This window comes from Enterobacter sp. JBIWA008, assembly GCF_019968765.1.
In the GTDB taxonomy this organism is placed as follows: Bacteria; Pseudomonadota; Gammaproteobacteria; order Enterobacterales; family Enterobacteriaceae; genus Enterobacter.
The window spans coordinates 63,207-79,462 of sequence record NZ_CP074150.1 but is presented as its reverse complement, the minus strand read 5'-3'; the positions used below and the strand labels follow the sequence as shown (position 1 = coordinate 79,462).

Sequence of the window (16,256 nt, the reverse complement as noted above, 5' to 3'; positions counted from 1 at the left end):
CACATATCTTAGCCTTAATAAATCTCCTTATTACCCTGAGAAATTTATTGATCTTCTGTCTATGAATGACGTATTAATTCTCATGTGGAATATTTCCTTATTCGAAGTTATAGGAAGTAAAATTAACATTGTTTCAAATATATGACTGTTTATACGCTCTGACTCCAAAGCATTTAACTAACCATGATCGCTATTGGACGCAGCATCAGGATCTTCATCCATATGATTTATCTTGATTTTTTTTGATAGCACACTTTAAAATTGGTATTTTTTCATAAAGAAATTCACCTAGGTCATAATAATTTTCTTGTGAGATTATTTTCCCTTTATATATGCATGCGTATGTGCAGCCATTTAGTTCTTCAATTGCATTGAACGTTAACACTGGATGTGACCAGTATAATGTCCATGTTATGGCGAAAGAACGATCATTTTTCAGTGGTTCATCTGTTAGCAGATAATGTACATTAATGTTTAACACCAGCGGAGACAACGCTTTTTTTAATTTATTCAAACCGTAATAGCACCCGAAAGGATCAGTTAAAATTACGTCAGGGTGATATATCTCATTGAGTATATGAGGAGGGCGCATATTTATTGCGCTATAATAATCAATAAACTGACTTATTGTTTTATCTATCATCTTCATGCTGTTTACCTTTTCATAATTGTTAAAAATATTATATCACTGATAATAGTAGTTCAGCTTTCACAGTTATGTCTATAATACTTCCCATATCGAGTTGATGTTTTTTCATAAGTTTATACAAGGGTGTTCTTTTTATGAATAAAGATGCTAGATTCAATCTAAACTGCTCAATCGATATGTAGTTACTCTGGACAGTCACATCACGTGGCGCGTTTATAGCTATTTTGTAATGTTCGCTTTGTTGTTACACCTTTTACCTCTCGTTGGTTCGATGAGTAAAAAGTACGTTGTCTTTTGCTGATTATTTACTTATTAAAATGTACGTTTGAAAAAGTAGACTCTCTGCGGTACGCTGTTACAGAATCATTTCCCCTGATTTTTCACGCAGCGCGCCGGAGGCTTTCCGGCCTGGACGGAGCCCTGATGACACTGATGCCTGACGATGAACCAGAGCTGATCCCGTCGCCGGTGGCTATTCCCTCAGATGTGGATTTCCTGCCTGCGCTGTCAGGCGGTGATGCTCCGGTCAGTCCCGCCCGGGCCTACCTGCTTTCCCTGAACTCCCCCCGCAGCCGGCAGACCATGGCCTCTTTCCTCAGGATTGTCGCCGGCATGCTCGGCGCCGCCACCATGGATGCTTGCAGCTGGGGCTGCCTGCGGCGCCATCACGTGATGGCCGTGACCGAGCTGCTGCGCGACACCGGCCGGGCCACGGCCACCGTTAACACCTACCTATCGGCGCTCAAGGGCGTGGCGAAGGAAGCCTGGATGCTGAAGCTGATGGACGTCGAAAGCTTCCAGCACATCCGGGCGGTGCGTAATCTGCGCGGCAGCCGTCTCCCGCGCGGCCGGGCCCTACCGCCGGAGGAGATCCTGTCGCTGTTCGGTGTCTGCGAGGCCGATGACTCCAGCATCGGGGTGCGTGATGCTGCGATGCTGGGTGTTATTCTTGGCTGCGGCCTGCGACGCTCGGAGGCCGTAGGGCTTGATTTAAGTGACATTGTCACAGATGAGCGGGCACTCCGGGTACTGGGCAAGGGCAACAAGGAGCGCCTCGCCTACATGCCGGCCGGCACCTGGCAGCGGCTCAGAATGTGGATCGATGAGGTTCGGGGGGAAAAAGACGGGCCGCTGTTCACCCGCATTCGCCGGTTTGACACCCTGACGAGCGACCGACTGACCGACCAGGCGGTATACCATGTCCTGCAGGTGCGCCAGCGTCAGGCCGGGATAGGGAAATGTGCGCCGCACGACCTGCGTCGAACCTTTGCTACGGCCATGCTGGATAACGGCGAGGATTTAATCACGGTTAAGGATGCGATGGGGCATGCCAGCGTCACCACCACCCAGCAGTACGATCGCCGTGGAGAGGCGCGCCTGCGTACGGCGCGCGACCGTCTGGATCTGATATGAACTTAACAACATATTAAGATACCAAGTTAACAAGATAGTTAGCGTGGATGCTCGCATACTGCGCAATTTTCTGAAATGGTGTCACAGTGGAACTTCCGTTAAAGTAGGTCTGCTGGCTATCCTGCTTCCCCTTCTGAACCGGGGTGGTTTGGATATGCGGGATGGCCGGTCCTTTTCGTTCTTTCGCCGGGTACCATATGTGATTTTGAAGGTTATGAAGCGTGAAAATCTTCTGCAACTTCAGAAAAGTAGCTGAGTAACCGGGTATCTCTCGCCGGCATACGTTCATGAGCCGGTGTTATCAGCCCCATCAGCAGAAAGCGGCCGCTATCCCACATGTGTTCTGTGTAAATGAGATAGTGATCTGAGGTACGGTTGTAATTCTCTTGTCTGGCACTCCAAGTGAGCTGGAAATGCAGATTAACGTGAATATGCAGGACGTTAGCATTGACAGCGAATGGCGGGAAATCAAAAGGGGCGTCCCTTCCAAGAAGATTTGATGGTGCGCCAGTTGATTTATACGTAATGAACTCTGCTTGTAACTGGCTCTCCAGCTCAGGGTAAACGGCAAACGTGGGCTGGAAAAAAGTATCCCACGTGAGATGACTATACTCAGCCGTTAACGCCATTTAGCCGCAGCTCTGTTGCCTGAATCCAGCAGGTGATTCATGGCCGAGAGGTTGATTCCAGAGTCACGCACTTCTGTCGTTCGTGTGATTTGATCAATCAGACTAAGGTAGTTTTTGGTCGCAAGACTGACCATTTTAATGGCCTTAAAGAATGCAAACTCAACAGAATTCCTGTCATACGACTGAACGATGTTTTTTTCCGGCAGCATCAGAACAAAGGACTCTGCGATACCTGCGACATGGATAGTATGATTTCTGATGTCGCTGGCGACTTTGATAGCGCCGGAGAAATCGCTGTCTGCATACCGGGCCAGCTCGATGCGACTTGAGCGTAATTCTTCAGCTACGTCATTGAGAGCAACAGTGAGCTCGCTGATATCGGTTTTGTTGACTCTGGAGCCCATTTCGTAAACCCGTTCAACAATCGTAGGCTGACACGCAACCGCTTTGGGTTGCGGCTGGAAACTGGCAAGAACCAGTGCCACTGCGGCCTGCAAGTGCTGGATTTTAAATTTCACGACGGGCTCCATAATCATCATCTCTCGACGAGGCGCTGCATTTTACTACTGAACTTAACTATATGCGAAAAAAAGTTGGTTGCATATGTTGCTGGCACAGCAAACAGGAAATTGAAATCCTCTATCTGGCCGTGGCTTTCTGGATTGCAGCCTGGAGTCTTACAGCGGTTACAGCTTCCGGGAAAACCGTGATGGTGTCAGGAGTCGCTCCGCTAACGGGCATGACGATGATCCCCGGCGTTCCGGTGAGTCCCAGCGCCTCAGCCAGGTTACTGTTTTTCTCAAGGGATGCGGTATGGTCGCCAGGAGCTGGGGTGGTCAGTCCCGCCTTTGACGCTGCTCCGTGAATATCCTCCGCCGTCAGTTTGCCTTCATTATGGCCGGTGGCGTAGATGGCATTGTGATAGGTGACATAGGCCTGCGGCCCTTTCTTTTGCCAGACCGTCAGCCCCTGCTGCGCAGCCTGAAGTGAAGCTTCCCAGCGTCCACCAAATATTGGCCACTCCTTAAAGAGGTAGCGGACGTCAGGCTGCGCTTTCATGACCTTCTCCAGCTCCGGCGCGAAGCGGCTGCAGAACACGCACTGGTAATCAAAGAATTCAATCACCGCGACCTTTGCATTATCAGGCCCGTAAGCCGGGGTGTCCGGATCATGCAGAAGGTTCGCCTGATTCTCCATCACGCTGAGTGCAAACATCTTCTGCTTACGTGTCTCCTGCTGTTCCTGCAGCTTACGACTGACCGTCACCAGTATCTCCGGGTGCGACACCAGGTAGTCAGCAGCGATTTCGCCGATACGTGCCTCCTGCTCCGGGCTGAATAAGGGCTGAGGGGCCGAAGCGTGTGCCATTGAAATAAAGCCAATGTATGTTGTAACTATTAATGCTGCTAATTTGTTTGCTTTCATAGCCTGATTCTCATGATTAAAAGGGGGATTAACGTTCTTTCTGAATGGTTCGAGTGAGGGTCTGTTCTTCACGCTCCGGCAAGCGCAATGACATAATCACTGCTGGCCCCCTGTGCGCCGTAGCCGGTGACGGCCCAGCCGTAGTCGATATGCTGCTGCGCCCGGACCTTCTCCGGATTGATGGTGACGCGACCGTTCTCCCCTTTCAGACGGATATTCCCCTCCTCGCTGACCGACTCCACCGTATAGCGCTGGTTGGCCATCTGCCCCTGTTCGCGATCGGTCGCCGTGAACTTAAGCAGATCGCCGGAACGGACTTCCATCTCGCTGCGGCGAAACAGCTGCACGTCACCGGTGATCAGCTCCTTCGGTGAAATCAGAGCAATCTTCCCTTCCTCATCACGTACCGTCACCGTTCTGCCGTTACGGTCAACAGCCACCACATCCTGGTAGCGGTCACCGCGTTTAACCACCATCCCTACTTCCCAGGCCTCTGTTTTGTTGAACTCATGGCGCGTATGGGTGATTTTATCGAGCACAGGCACCTTAATGGCCTTCTCCCCCAGTTCTCCCCGCGCTGCAAGCGCGGCATGAATGCCGGCATTTATCGCTTTACGGTCGGCGTTCAGCTGCGCAATGATGAGCGTACGGGACCGCGCCTCCGGCGTCCGGTCCTTCCAGTCCGCCACGATGTCGTTAACAGGCGTCTCCGTTTCCTGAATCGCACTTTCCGGGAGCGCGGCTGAAGCGCTACGCGCCACACGGTCAGCCGGCTGGGTTTCAATGCGCTGCAGGGCCGCATCGATCCGGTTATCGATGATGTCGTGAACGGCGCCGCGCAACTGCATGTCTTTCTGACGGACGATTTCCTTCATGATGGCCACATCCATCGGGCTTCGCTCCTGCATCAGCTTAAACGGCGCGCCCACGTCGACCGCTTCAAACTGGTCGATATCCCCCATCGAGACTGCACGTCCGCCGCCGCTGGCAATGGCCTGGAACAATGCCGCCGTATCCTGGTTGCCTGCCATTGATGATTCATCGATAAGAAACACCTGTCCTTTATAGTCAGGTTTCCCGCCTGCGGCCGTCGCCTGGTCATGCTCAACGACAAAGGATTTGATGGTCTGCGCCCGTACACCGACGTCGCTCATTTCTTTCACCGCCTGGTGCGTAGGAGCAAGCCCCGTCATCACCGGACGAACGTCCGCCGGTAGGGTCTCCAGTGCAGATATCACCGCCTTCAGCTGCGTGGTTTTCCCCACGCCGGCATAGCCCTGAATCCCGATAAACTGATCCGTGGTACCCAGCACCAGGGTGGTCGACTTTTTCTGGCCATCGGTGAGTCCGTTCAGCACGGCCTCCGGTACCTGTTCCAGCAACGGCTGCTGCGTACCTTTCCCTTCCTCCACCACGCGCAGAATGGCTTTCTCCATCTCCCAGGTGGACCGGGACACCAGTACCGGCTCTCCCCCTGCGGATACGGACAACAGCTCGCCATTTTTAATCATCGCGCCAATTTCATTCCCGATGGCTTCGAGGTCGGGATGATATTTCTGCGCTTCCGTCGCCAGCTTAAGCTCGCTGATCACCACGGTGCGCTGGTCGTTAATGGCACGCCACACGGCCAGACCCGCATCCGTCCGGACGCTGTGATGCAGTGAATCAACCGCCTGACTGACGTCCTGGTGACCGCTCAGGTTTCTGACCAGCTGCACGGGAGAGGCATTGGTCTTCATGCGCTGCAGCCGGGCTTCAGCCCGGTCCTGCACTTCGGCGGTGAACACTTCCGCCCGGTGGCCACTCTGTGCCAGCGAGTTCATGGTCTGGGTCGATATGTCGCGGCTGTTGAGCGCGGCCAGCACCACGCCGGCGTCGTTATCCCGTCCGCCCGGCGCTGTCACGTAAGCATGTGACAGATAGAGCGGCTGGTCTTTTGGCAGCGTCAGTGTGTCTTCCCCCCGTTTAACCTCAATCCCCTTTTCACTTATCCCGGTCACCTCAAGACGATCTTTGGCCTTCAGGCTGTGCTCGCGGTCGCCCGCCACGGACAGCAGTTTTTCGCCGGTGGCCACGCTGAGGGTTTCACGGCTGAAGAGACGCCAGTCAGCGCTGATATCACCGATGTTCATCCGGGTCAGCACGCCATCCCCGTCGATGAGCGAGAGGACTCGCGTGTCCTCATGCACCCGGTCAATTACATAGGACTTACGCTCTTTTGCGTCCGTGCGATCTTCAAGCACCATGCCGGGACGGTACGAACCTGGCATGCGGCGCGTTTTGCTGTCGAGCCACACCGGCTGCCGGGCCTCTATCTCCACGCCGTCACGCCCCAGCTGCCCTGCGTTCTGCAGCGCCTCACGTACCAGGCCCGTCAGCTGCGCCTGTTCACGTTTGCCGACCACGACGGCGGTGACGTTATCAGTTCCTCCGCTCAGCTCTGCAAACCGGTTGGCCAGCGCCTCGTAACGGTCGCGTTTGTTCGGAATACTGACCACTTCGGCCTCAAGCCCGGGCGCAGGCTCCGTGCGGCGGGTGCGAGCAACCCCCGCGGACTCCAGAACGGACATGGCGTTACCGTTCGCCTGCCGTCCGGCACTGTCGAGAAAGACCAGCTGTGCGTCCTGCGCGCGCGCTTCGCCCAGCAGAACCAGCGTCTCCTTTAATCCCAGACGCTCTGCCCCTTCGATAATCAGCGTGCTCTGGGGTTTCAGGTGGAAATCACCGCTCAGAACATGCTGCCGGCTGATAATCCGTTCCCGCAAATCGTCGGATTTCGCCAGCGAAATGGCGCGCTCGGCAGAGCTGGCCAGCACCTGCACGTCACGACCGTTCGCGCCGGCAATACCGGCCAGCTGCGTGGTCAGGTCACGGATGCCCGCCACGCCTGACGGGGCATTCATCAGAACCAGGGCGTCCTTCTCCACAACTTCAAGCGCCGCCGGCGCGTACTGCTCCGGGCGAGTGAAACTGACGACTTTTGTGGATTTGAGATGCTCCTGACTCAGCGCCTGGATCGAGAGTTCATCCAGCAGGTGAATACGGGAGGTGAAAACCCCTTTCTCACTGTCCAGCGGCACAATCATGCCGTCCTTCAGCGCCGCATCGATGGCCACACGAATATCCTTAATCTCCGGCAGCCGTTCACTCAGCTCAGCGGTGGTCATCATCAGCTCGCCAAAGGTGAAGCGCGTTTTACTGTCGCTGAGCTGCGAGATGGCCAGCCGGACATCCCCCCTTTCCACATGTCGTTACTCACGCCGCGATCGATACGTTCCCCGACACACTTGCTGGCCAGCATAATGACGGTCACAGGGGTCTGGCGGGGAAGCTTCTTACGCAGCATGTCATCGAGCGCGGCCATCACCTGCTCGTTCGCACCAGGAAGCGGGGCGGCCTCCATAATGAAGCCCGCAGAGCCGGCGTTGACGAAAATTTCATTCTTGTCGTCGTAATACCGGTACGGCAGCGCAGCGACCAGGGACGGGTAGTCCCAGGTCTGGGAAAGGTTGTTGCGGGCCATTGCTGCCCCGTCTTCCTCTTTCCCGTTTTTCAGCATATCCATCAGGCTGTCGACAAAACTCATTTTCAGCCCTCCGCAGCGGCCCGGATCAACTCCAGGCGACGCAGCTTCTCTTCGTTCATCTGGCCGGTGTGCGGTGTATCACCGGCGGTCTTAATCTGCCAGTCACAGCTCACGCTCAGAACGGCCAGCGTTTCATCGTCGGTATCGATTGACTGTGTGGCGGTGATTTGCGCCGTTCCTTTACGTGTATGGATGAATGATTTCACCAGATGATCGACGCCGTTCTTGCCGGAAACGTGGTGGCTGCTCATTCCCCGCCCTCCCCGATGATGCGGTAGCTCTCATCCCAGTGGGATTTGTTTTTCACGAACTCGACCACAGCCGGCTGATGAAAGTTGTCGTCCGTGTCCACCCAGGGTGCAATCCACAGGCGCTGCGTGGCGTCAGGAATACGCTGAACCGGAACGCGGCCTGCAGTGTTAACCGGCACAGGGGTCGCATGACTGGATGTGGCCAGCGGCATGACCAGCGAGCCAGACGATTTCGCCGGCGCAGTGGTCAGAGGGCGCGATGCAGCAGGCTTAGCGGCGCTGGTTCCGGTTGCTGCGGCGGAGACAGGACGGAAGGGATTCACGACCGGTGCTGAATTGCGCAGTGCCGGCAGGGTTTCACCCGCAGGCTTTTTTGCGGTTTTCTCTGCCGTCAGGTCATCCAGACTTTTACCCTGAGCGGCCAGCTTGTTGGCCTCACCGGTAGTCAGGCACTGGTCGGTCGCGGTCTTGTTGCAGTCGAAATCAGAATTGAGACCGGCGCAGCCGGTCAGTGCGCTGCACAGCAGTGCAGCACCCAGTAGATTTTTCATGGGGTAACTCCGGTTTTAATTTAAGGGGTATTAAGGGAGGGGTAATACTCAGTTTCGATTATTTGCAGTTGCTCTGAATCACAGTGAAAATTTTCTGGCAGTCGCTGTCATTTCATATCTCCTGCGCTAAAGATACGTAAGTCACTCAACCCGCCGGCCTCACAGCGCATCACGGCTGTCATGGCCTTATCGGGCGTCCATTCCATCCGGGTGATTTCACCGTCCTTAACGCCGTAAGAGCCTTTCATTACACAGGTAACAGGGACTGATTTACCGGCAATGCCCTGTGTTGCACTAACGGCGATCAGCGCTTTTTCCCCTGGTTTAAACGCAGATGGATAGCTCCAGTTGAATGCCACATCTGACAGTTCTGGAGGCGGTGGCGGAATCTGCTGGTTCTCTTTTTTCGCCTGCGCAATTTGTTGATTTACCCACTCCTTATCAGAGGAGGAAAGGTCGTGCTGACTCAATAACCAGACCAGCACCGCGGTTCCCATCCAGCCCGGTCCGCTTCGTTCTTTCTCCCGAATAACTGTCTGCAGCTTTTCTGAAGGAAGGGTTTGCGATTGAGACAAAACAGAACGGTAGCTGCCGGTTTTTTCAGGTGTCCGCGAGTTGAAGCGGTTGACCGGCGTCACGGGTACAGCGCTTTTATACGTGACCGGTCCTGACGTCGACGGTCGCGGGGAACTTCGTACAGCAGAGCCTTTGGTTGAGGACGAGCTGAAAGACCTTGAGCCAGAACCCGGGCTTTTACCGGCATGCGCAGTTAAGGTGCTGAGCAGTAGCCCTGCGGTCAGGCCTGCTGCCATAAGGCGTCTGGACATTATGTTCATTGCAGCTCCTTAAGGGCTGCCAGCCCGTTAACGGTTATGACGGTCTTATCCCGTGCCTGTTTCTGAATCCACTGAATCTGGCGGGGGTTCAGGAGTTGGGTCACCGGAGAGTGGCTTTCATCCTGCCAGATACGGCAGTTACCGATGCAGCGAAGCTGCCAGAGATAAGCGCTGCCAGGGTCCTGCAGCTCCTGGTATCGCCCCACATCTCACCCACAATAAAGCAGCCGTCAGCGTTGAACTCCTTGTTGTTGGGCATCTGAATGTTGCCCTGCAGGCGAATGGTAACAGGGCTGGTATTCTGCTGGCCGGTGACGCTGGCGTTCGCGTCGGCACCTTCAATCAGAACAGCATCAGAGAATGAGCCGGATGGAATCCAGGGGAGTTTGGTTGGCCTTTTCTTCAGGCTGTCGTAGCTGAACTTTGTTGTCGAGAGACCGCCTGTCATGCGCTGGCCAGAGCCGCCCGGATAGAACGCTGCGCCCTGCCCCATATTCACACCAGTGGCGGCCGGTGCACCTGCGGGGGTCACATAGTATTCGGGTGGTCGGGCCTGGCCGGCAGCAACGGGACCTGGGAGTGGTGTTCCGTTCGTACCTGCAGGTGGTGTCTGCTGGCCAGTGGTCTGGTTGCTGCCGGGGGCTTTCGTAAGCTGGTCATTCAGGCGCTGAATTTCAGCGTCCTTCTCGGCGAGCTTCTGGTCGGTTGTGAGCTTGTTCTGCGCAAACTGCTGGGCAAGCGTGGCAAGGTTTTGCTCAAGAGCGGAGGTCTTTGCCTGCTGCTGTGTCAGCGCGGCATCGTTGACCTGCTCGTTAAACGTCGCGGTCACAACGCCGGTCAGGTTTGGTGTTGCAACCGGTGCGGGTTGCTTTTGTTTTTGCTGGTATTGCCCGTACCACATTACGCCGCCTGCTGCAGCTGCGCCGCCAATGATGACGGCGGCCAGGATGGCCAGCTGCTTGCGGCGGGTTTTCAGGTTTTCATTCAGGCTTATGGTCATGGGCGGGCGTCTCCGTCATCTGAAAACACAATCCAGGCATAGCCTTCGCCGCCAGCGTAGAGCTGATTCTGCGACAGCATTACGGCCCGGACGCCCTTGCGCCAGAAATCGCGCTCGCGGAGGCTGCGGGTGATGCTGCCCGGGTTGCTCATCCGGAAGCGAACAACCCGCAGGTGGTTGCCCACAAACTGGCGTTCAGGCGTCAGGCGTACATCACTGGCGGGTGTGTAAGCCGGCATGCGGCTGACCGGGTATTCCCGGTAGTCGTCCGGCACCTGACCATTGACTACGGCGCGGGATAGCGCAACCAGCGTTTTTTCATAGGTCTGCCCTTCTTCCCATGCCTTCGCATCATCGTTCTTGCGAAGTGGTGGTGACATCGGGGTGAAGCGCAGTGTTTTGCCGTTACCCGGCTGCGGCCTGACGTTCAGGCTCAGCGATGAACCGTGGTCAGTCTGGATAAACAGGGTGAAGTTCTGGCCGACAAGCGGAGACAGGATAAGCGCTCCGTCCTCGGTCTGGCTCTGGTCATACGCACCGGTTGGTCCGCTGATGCTGGTAATGAGTTCTCCGTCTACAACAACCTTGCTCGGGTTGGTGTTGCTGAGGGTGACGTTAAAGGCGGCGTCGTTCTCAAACGGAATGGCTGCGGGTGCGGAAGCGGCCCGGAGGCCGCTGGTAAATAATCCCGCTGCCAGAAACACAGCAGCAGCTGCCGGTGAAATGCGAAATTTCATGGGCAGTCCTGTCAGTTAGTGGAAGATACCGGCTTGAGTTCTTCAAAGCTGTGGAGGTTAATCACACCGTTGTCATAACTCAGTTTCAGTCGGTAGGTTTTTTCCTGGTCTTTCAGTGGCGTGATGATTGCGCCGTTTGTGGTGGAGGATTTCAGTACCCCGCTGTACTGCACGGAGCCATCATCCATGACGCGAATTTCTTTCGTGTCGAACTGGGTGGTGATGCCCGCTTTCTGGATGCGCTCAGTTTCTATGTCCAGGGCTTTCTTGAGTACGTCCCGTTCGGCGGATGGGACAAATCCAAGAATCATTTTCTGGTTATGTTCGATGTTTTCCGGGGTAACGTTGAGTCGCCAGTAAATAAAGGAAGCGGCGAACTGTGTCAGACCGGTCGCATCGACACTTTTAGAATCTGATGCAAATGGGCGGTTAAACGTTAACGGCGTGGTGATGGTTTTCTGGGTTGTGGCGAAATACCATGCCAGTGACCCTGTCAGTACATTCCCTGCGCCCATGAGTAAAGTTAAAGCTGAAAGACCAATAAACGCATAGCGGAGTTGTTTATCGCGCTCTCCTTTAATATTCAGTTTCATGAAAAACTATGCCCTCCAGTGCCGGAAACTTGAATCAGGTATCTGGCGAAAGGTTACTTTGAATAAAAGTGATGGCAGGTGCCAGTAACAGAAATTAAGCAACCAGTATGACCCCTGCCCTTTTTTCAGATATCTGACGATAAACCAGAGGATTCCCGCGATTACACCAAGTTCAAGTGACAAGTTGTTAAGCACCCCCAAAATTAATAGGGGTGCGGTAACAATTAACTCGTCAATCGGTAAGCCTAAATAACGGTCCTGCTGGTTCATTGTTTCCGGGAAGTTATATTTATCTCCTTCCCCATTCATCATTTAGCTCGCGATGCCGAAGGCGACACGGGTAAAGATGATTGCCATAACGATACCGACGAACACCAGTGGTGAGCGGGCCTTAATGTAAATAAACAGGCCCATGATGATTTCGGCGATGTAGAACCATTTAACCAGTGAAGAACCAGAACCGAAGGTTGAATTAACCGTGGTGTTTTGTGAGGAAAGAAGGTCAGTACCAGATGCGAATGCCGGGTGAGTGACCATAAGTGCAATTAAAAAAGCGCCTGCTGACTTTAAGTAAAATTTAGCTTTGCGATTTTCGCGTGCTTTGCGGAATAAAGACGCTACCGCCCATCCCTTACCGACGTTAAGGGCGCTGCCTTTGGTTAACATGTTTGTTTTCTCCGAAGTAAACAAAAGTGAATCGCGTAAGTGCTTGTTTACGCGGGCGCAATTGTTCCATGACCCTAAAAAAAAAAAACTGTGACGCATGTCACACTTTTTGGAATCATTCAGATTTATCCGAATATGTAAGTGAGTAGGCTTTGTTGACCAGAAAGTTCGGAAATGGCCTCCGGGATCTATAGCTATGAAAGTTAAAGAGAAAATGTGGGATGGTCGCGGCCGTCCGCGTAAGTTCCAGTCAGGTGAAGCGGTGGAGTGGCGATTGCGTGCTCCGGATAATTTGCTTATGGAGCTGAGAATATGTGCCAGAGCTGGCAACAGGAGTGTGAATGAGGAAATTATTGCCAGGCTTTTATTGTCGCTAAATTATCAGCCGGGTAAGCCAGTCATTAAAACTGCGGAGGGTGAGCGGCTCATAGCGCTAGCGGTAAGATTCGAGGAGTGGCTTGGAAAATTACTTGATAGTGAATCCGCTGAGGTTGTGGCTGAAGTTAAAACCCCACTCAAGCAGGAACAATTGTGGATGTGGCGTGAGGGTGAGCGGATTTTGCTTCCGGGGAAAACAACCGGATATAGCATGCGTATTCCCGAGAATCTTGCTGATGAAATCAGGGCAATGGCGAAGGTGCATAACCGTAGTCTGAATGACGAAATGCTCACCCGCCTGATGAATACGCTGGGTTATTTTACGGAAAGGTTGCTTGACCAAAACGAGGATGCTCAGGCACTTAAAGTTCTCTGTATGGAGTTTGAGGTTTTCCTGAAGGAAAAAATAAGAGAGGTAGAAAAAAGTGACCTCCCCTGGGATGAAAAATCGTCTCAGTGATCGATGCGAGCCGGAGTGTCCGGCTCGCAGATTTATTCTTTTTCGTTGATGAAGTGCCTTGCTTCCGCTTCGTTCTCGGCTGTATTTATGCCGCTAATAATCATATCGAGCGTATCTTCCAGGCTGCCCTCGCCGTCTTTTCCTGTCATTTTTAAATACATTTCAGCGAGTAGTGTTGCAATGAGAACTGTGCCTTCACGTGAGCCGGCTGCTTTTCTTATGAGGTCTCTGCGATATCCTTCAATATCAAACTGGTTACCATCCTCACCATCGCGCTTATAAACAAGAAGTCCAAGCCTGATTAATTCGTTGCAGGTGGCTGATATGTTTGCTTCTCCAGCATTGGCGCCGTTTTGCAGGTCTTGTTGAACAATATCACGAACTTCACGTTCAATTTTATCTTTAAGGTAGATGCCGACTCTTCCCATATTTCTTACCTGTTTTAAGTTAGTGTCGGAACCGACACTACATATAGCCTGTTGGTGGATTATCAGTTTGCTGTGCAAAGGTGCAATGGATTGATACTGCTGTGAATTTACGCTCTATACAGTAGTACAATCCAGCACCAGGATGTGCGACAGTGTGACACTGTGCGATATATAATTCAATGGAATTAAAGCATATCTACAATTGTACGATACATGTGTGACATACCGACACTAACAGGTATCAGGATTATACGATAGTGTAGTGTCGGTATGTGCGACATTTAACGGTCTTAATCCAACAATGCGCAAAATTCTTGCAGACATCATCATGAAACTAAAGGAAAAATCTGCAAGACGAAGTCTTGCGTGGGGTGTGATGTTTTAAAGGGTTAGTAAAGAGCGGCATGTTAATACCGCCTACTGCTCTGACATGTTTATTTCGGACAGGTGTTAAATCCCCGCAGGAAAGCGCTCACGCGCGTTTGTAGTGAATTTACTTGATTACGACGATCCGCCGGGGTATTTTTTAAAGCGCCTCTCCAGAGCCCGTTTATTTCGCTAAAAGGCCAAGCTATGAAAATATCGTTACTGCCTGCTGCTTTGCTGACTCTTTCACTATCTGCTGGCGCAGCTCCGCAAATGTGCTTTGATCAGGCCGGGAAAGATTACCAAATTGATCCGCTTCTGCTTATGTCAATTTCGATTAAAGAGAGCCATCTGGTACCAGATGCGATAAATGGGTCAAACAGGAATGGGACAGAAGATGTCTGTGGGATGCAGGTGAACAGCTCACATTACGGTAAACTTAAAAACTTCAATATTACCCGTGAGCGCCTGCTGAATGATCCATGTATCTGCGTTTATACGGGTGCATGGGTACTGGCGCACAACTTCAGGTCATACGGAAAAAACTGGGACAGCGTGGGGATGTATAATACGGGGCCGAGCAAAAAGCTCATTGCGCAGCGCAAGGCCTATGCACAGGATATCAAAAATATATATCGCGTATTACTGGCCAGAAAAAAATTACTTTCTGAACGTCTCGCGCCAGCTGCGGGAAAGGAGCATGAGATAAAAACTACAGAAACAGCATCGCTTAACAGCGGGCAGTAAAAAGCCGCTCTGTTGAGCGGCTTCATTTTCAGGCCTTCAGCTTTGCAAACTCCTCAGCCATTTTCCAGAGCACCTGATTTAATTTGATGTCACCATCTATTCCGGTGACTTCCCGCGTTCTGGTCATCTTCCCTTTTTCCGTTCTGCCACGAATTCCCCCACGGATCACATTTTCCTGCACCACGTTAAACGTGGTCCATAAATCCTGGCCTCTGTCGAGCACACGGCGAGGGTTAATAATTTGCTCCGGTGTAATCGGCGCTGGTTTTCCATCGTATTTAAGTTCCAGGGCGGTCGCACCAAAAAGGCGCTGCTCAGGCAAAGTGAGCTGAATGCTTTTCATGAGGTCAATATTTTCATCAACCGCGTCAAATGTTTTCAGCACCGTGTAAGCGCCTTCAATTACCTGCCCGACAATATCCCCTTTGTGGGGTACGCGGATTTCACCAAAATCCTTCCATGCAACCAGACCATTACTGCAAACCTGACGGAACATACCGGGGATCATTTTATAGCTGCTTGAACCATCATGGCTATTCAGCAGAATAATTTCCGGTACTTCTTTTCCGTTAATCTGGTCATGACGGCGCAGGCGAAGCATATGCTTTGTAAAGTCGCGTTTATCCTGGTCACGTGTACGTGACTGAGTTGCATAATATGGCTGAAAACCTTCATCACGTAAGCGATCAAGAATGTTAATGGTCGGTATATACGTATAACGTTCAGAGCGTGAATCGTGTTTATCCGATGAGAAAGCGCTGGGAACGATGCGCTGTAATTCATCATTCGTCAGCGGACGGTCTTTACGGATCGAGGTAGGCATACGATAACGGCTTGCGAAACTGACCATTTTTATTTACTCCTGATTATTTAGTTAGAGATGAAGAAATAACGCGGTGAAAATTATCCAGCGGCATTGCAGCTGCCACCGGGCGACCATCTACAACCCAGACAGAGATATAATCCGGGCATTCGTCATTTATTAACGTCAACTCAGTGGCATTCTCTGGCGGCGTAAAAATTGCCGGTTGTGGCTCCCCTTCCGTTGCTGCCAGGACCCAGCAAAACAGATCCGTGAACTGGGACGTTGTGAGGTTTGAATCACATCTTCCGGTAGATTCTTGAGCGGCGGTTTTGACGTTGACGTTTCGTGTGTGCATCCTGGTTTTCTCCTGTGGTGATGGTTGTCCATCTCCCTGGTGAGTTCTCTCGCGGCAAAGGGCAAAGGAGCAACGGCGAAGGGAGGAAGGAAAGGGGCGGAGACTAAAGTTTTTGCGGCACGCAAAAAGTTTTGGCGGAGTGCATTTCACCCCTTGGATGACGACCCGACGGTGCTACAAGCAGCCCTCCGCGTGAGGACACACGGGGGATGGCTTCACCGGGGGAACAGGATGCACACACCCGACACGTCGGAACGGCGTGGCGCCATTAAAGCGACGGCATCAGCCGGCGCGGTGAAGGCGTTCCGGACGGCACGGCCGGAGAAGCCGCAGCCCCTGACCTTCGCCATCAGACCCTAGCCGTATGGCCCGAAACCCGGA

At 52.8% G+C, this 16,256-nt stretch carries 18 protein-coding genes and 2 pseudogenes; 3 read left to right on the top strand and 17 right to left on the bottom strand.

Annotation, left to right across the window (positions count from 1 at the left end; all coding sequences use genetic code 11):
* Positions 1-214 precede the first annotated feature (214 nt).
* Positions 215-649 (bottom strand): nuclear transport factor 2 family protein, encoded by a 435-nt coding sequence (locus KGP24_RS23805; RefSeq protein WP_223538166.1) that lies wholly within the window; start codon positions 647-649, stop codon positions 215-217.
* A gap of 423 nt (positions 650-1,072) precedes the next feature.
* Here KGP24_RS23805 and KGP24_RS23800 point away from each other — a divergent pair, with 423 nt between their 5' ends.
* Complete coding sequence (locus KGP24_RS23800; RefSeq protein ID WP_223563581.1) at positions 1,073-2,062, top strand: tyrosine-type recombinase/integrase; 990 nt, start codon at positions 1,073-1,075, stop codon at positions 2,060-2,062.
* A gap of 212 nt (positions 2,063-2,274) precedes the next feature.
* Here the strand turns inward: KGP24_RS23800 and KGP24_RS23795 are convergent, their stop codons facing one another.
* From KGP24_RS23795 to KGP24_RS23735, 13 genes and pseudogenes are all read right to left on the bottom strand, one after another.
* Positions 2,275-2,691, bottom strand: a complete 417-nt coding sequence (locus tag KGP24_RS23795; protein ID WP_143347830.1) for a type II toxin-antitoxin system YafO family toxin — start codon at positions 2,689-2,691, stop codon at positions 2,275-2,277.
* Positions 2,682-3,209, bottom strand: coding sequence for a hypothetical protein (locus tag KGP24_RS23790; RefSeq protein ID WP_223563580.1), 528 nt, complete (start codon positions 3,207-3,209; stop codon positions 2,682-2,684). Before KGP24_RS23790 ends, KGP24_RS23795 begins: the two co-directional genes overlap by 10 nt.
* A 121-nt stretch (positions 3,210-3,330) precedes the next feature.
* Complete coding sequence (locus KGP24_RS23785; protein WP_143347829.1) at positions 3,331-4,116, bottom strand: DsbA family protein; 786 nt, start codon at positions 4,114-4,116, stop codon at positions 3,331-3,333.
* Positions 4,117-4,184: 68 nt separating this feature from the next.
* Positions 4,185-7,346, bottom strand: a pseudogene (locus KGP24_RS23780) (AAA family ATPase); the annotation flags it as partial.
* Positions 7,343-7,702, bottom strand: a pseudogene (locus KGP24_RS23775) (TraC family protein); the annotation flags it as partial. The pseudogenes KGP24_RS23780 and KGP24_RS23775, both read right to left, overlap by 4 nt.
* Before the next feature lie 2 nt (positions 7,703-7,704).
* Positions 7,705-7,953 carry a hypothetical protein gene (locus KGP24_RS23770; RefSeq protein WP_223563579.1) on the bottom strand — a complete coding sequence of 83 codons (249 nt, stop codon included), beginning with the start codon at positions 7,951-7,953 and terminating at the stop codon, positions 7,705-7,707.
* Positions 7,950-8,504, bottom strand: a complete 555-nt coding sequence (gene traV, locus KGP24_RS23765) for a type IV conjugative transfer system lipoprotein TraV (protein WP_223563578.1) — start codon at positions 8,502-8,504, stop codon at positions 7,950-7,952. Before traV ends, KGP24_RS23770 begins: the two co-directional genes overlap by 4 nt.
* 107 nt (positions 8,505-8,611) lie before the next feature.
* Positions 8,612-9,142 carry a hypothetical protein gene (locus tag KGP24_RS23760; protein WP_223563577.1) on the bottom strand — a complete coding sequence of 177 codons (531 nt, stop codon included), beginning with the start codon at positions 9,140-9,142 and terminating at the stop codon, positions 8,612-8,614.
* 298 nt (positions 9,143-9,440) lie between these two features.
* On the bottom strand, positions 9,441-10,340 hold the full coding sequence (locus KGP24_RS23755; protein WP_223563576.1) for a hypothetical protein: 900 nt from the start codon (positions 10,338-10,340) through the stop codon (positions 9,441-9,443).
* The gene (gene traK / locus KGP24_RS23750) at positions 10,337-11,077 is read right to left on the bottom strand and encodes a type-F conjugative transfer system secretin TraK (RefSeq protein WP_023338038.1); all 741 of its coding nucleotides are present in this window, start codon (positions 11,075-11,077) and stop codon (positions 10,337-10,339) included. Before traK ends, KGP24_RS23755 begins: the two co-directional genes overlap by 4 nt.
* 11 nt (positions 11,078-11,088) lie before the next feature.
* A complete protein-coding gene (locus KGP24_RS23745) occupies positions 11,089-11,670 on the bottom strand; it encodes a TraE/TraK family type IV conjugative transfer system protein (RefSeq protein ID WP_032641264.1) in 582 nt (193 codons plus the stop codon).
* A gap of 6 nt (positions 11,671-11,676) precedes the next feature.
* Positions 11,677-11,979, bottom strand: coding sequence for a type IV conjugative transfer system protein TraL (gene traL / locus KGP24_RS23740; RefSeq protein WP_032641335.1), 303 nt, complete (start codon positions 11,977-11,979; stop codon positions 11,677-11,679).
* A gap of 3 nt (positions 11,980-11,982) precedes the next feature.
* Entirely contained in the window at positions 11,983-12,336 is a 354-nt protein-coding gene (locus tag KGP24_RS23735; RefSeq protein ID WP_032645467.1) for a type IV conjugative transfer system pilin TraA, read from the bottom strand.
* A 196-nt stretch (positions 12,337-12,532) separates the two neighbouring features.
* On the opposite strand from KGP24_RS23735, the gene KGP24_RS23730 reads away from it, so the two are divergent.
* Positions 12,533-13,174, top strand: a complete 642-nt coding sequence (locus KGP24_RS23730; protein WP_223563575.1) for an Arc family DNA-binding protein — start codon at positions 12,533-12,535, stop codon at positions 13,172-13,174.
* Positions 13,175-13,206: 32 nt separating this feature from the next.
* Here KGP24_RS23730 and KGP24_RS23725 read toward each other — a convergent pair whose 3' ends face one another.
* Positions 13,207-13,602 carry a conjugal transfer protein gene (locus tag KGP24_RS23725; RefSeq protein WP_029403780.1) on the bottom strand — a complete coding sequence of 132 codons (396 nt, stop codon included), beginning with the start codon at positions 13,600-13,602 and terminating at the stop codon, positions 13,207-13,209.
* Between the two features lie 573 nt (positions 13,603-14,175).
* Here KGP24_RS23725 and KGP24_RS23720 point away from each other — a divergent pair.
* Complete coding sequence (locus KGP24_RS23720; protein WP_063154523.1) at positions 14,176-14,715, top strand: lytic transglycosylase domain-containing protein; 540 nt, start codon at positions 14,176-14,178, stop codon at positions 14,713-14,715.
* A 28-nt stretch (positions 14,716-14,743) separates the two neighbouring features.
* Here KGP24_RS23720 and KGP24_RS23715 read toward each other — a convergent pair whose 3' ends face one another.
* Both KGP24_RS23715 and KGP24_RS23710 read right to left on the bottom strand, forming a co-directional pair.
* Positions 14,744-15,565, bottom strand: a complete 822-nt coding sequence (locus KGP24_RS23715; RefSeq protein WP_015572081.1) for a DUF932 domain-containing protein — start codon at positions 15,563-15,565, stop codon at positions 14,744-14,746.
* Between the two features lie 16 nt (positions 15,566-15,581).
* The gene (locus tag KGP24_RS23710; protein ID WP_072163962.1) at positions 15,582-15,875 is read right to left on the bottom strand and encodes a hypothetical protein; all 294 of its coding nucleotides are present in this window, start codon (positions 15,873-15,875) and stop codon (positions 15,582-15,584) included.
* Positions 15,876-16,256 lie beyond the last annotated feature (381 nt).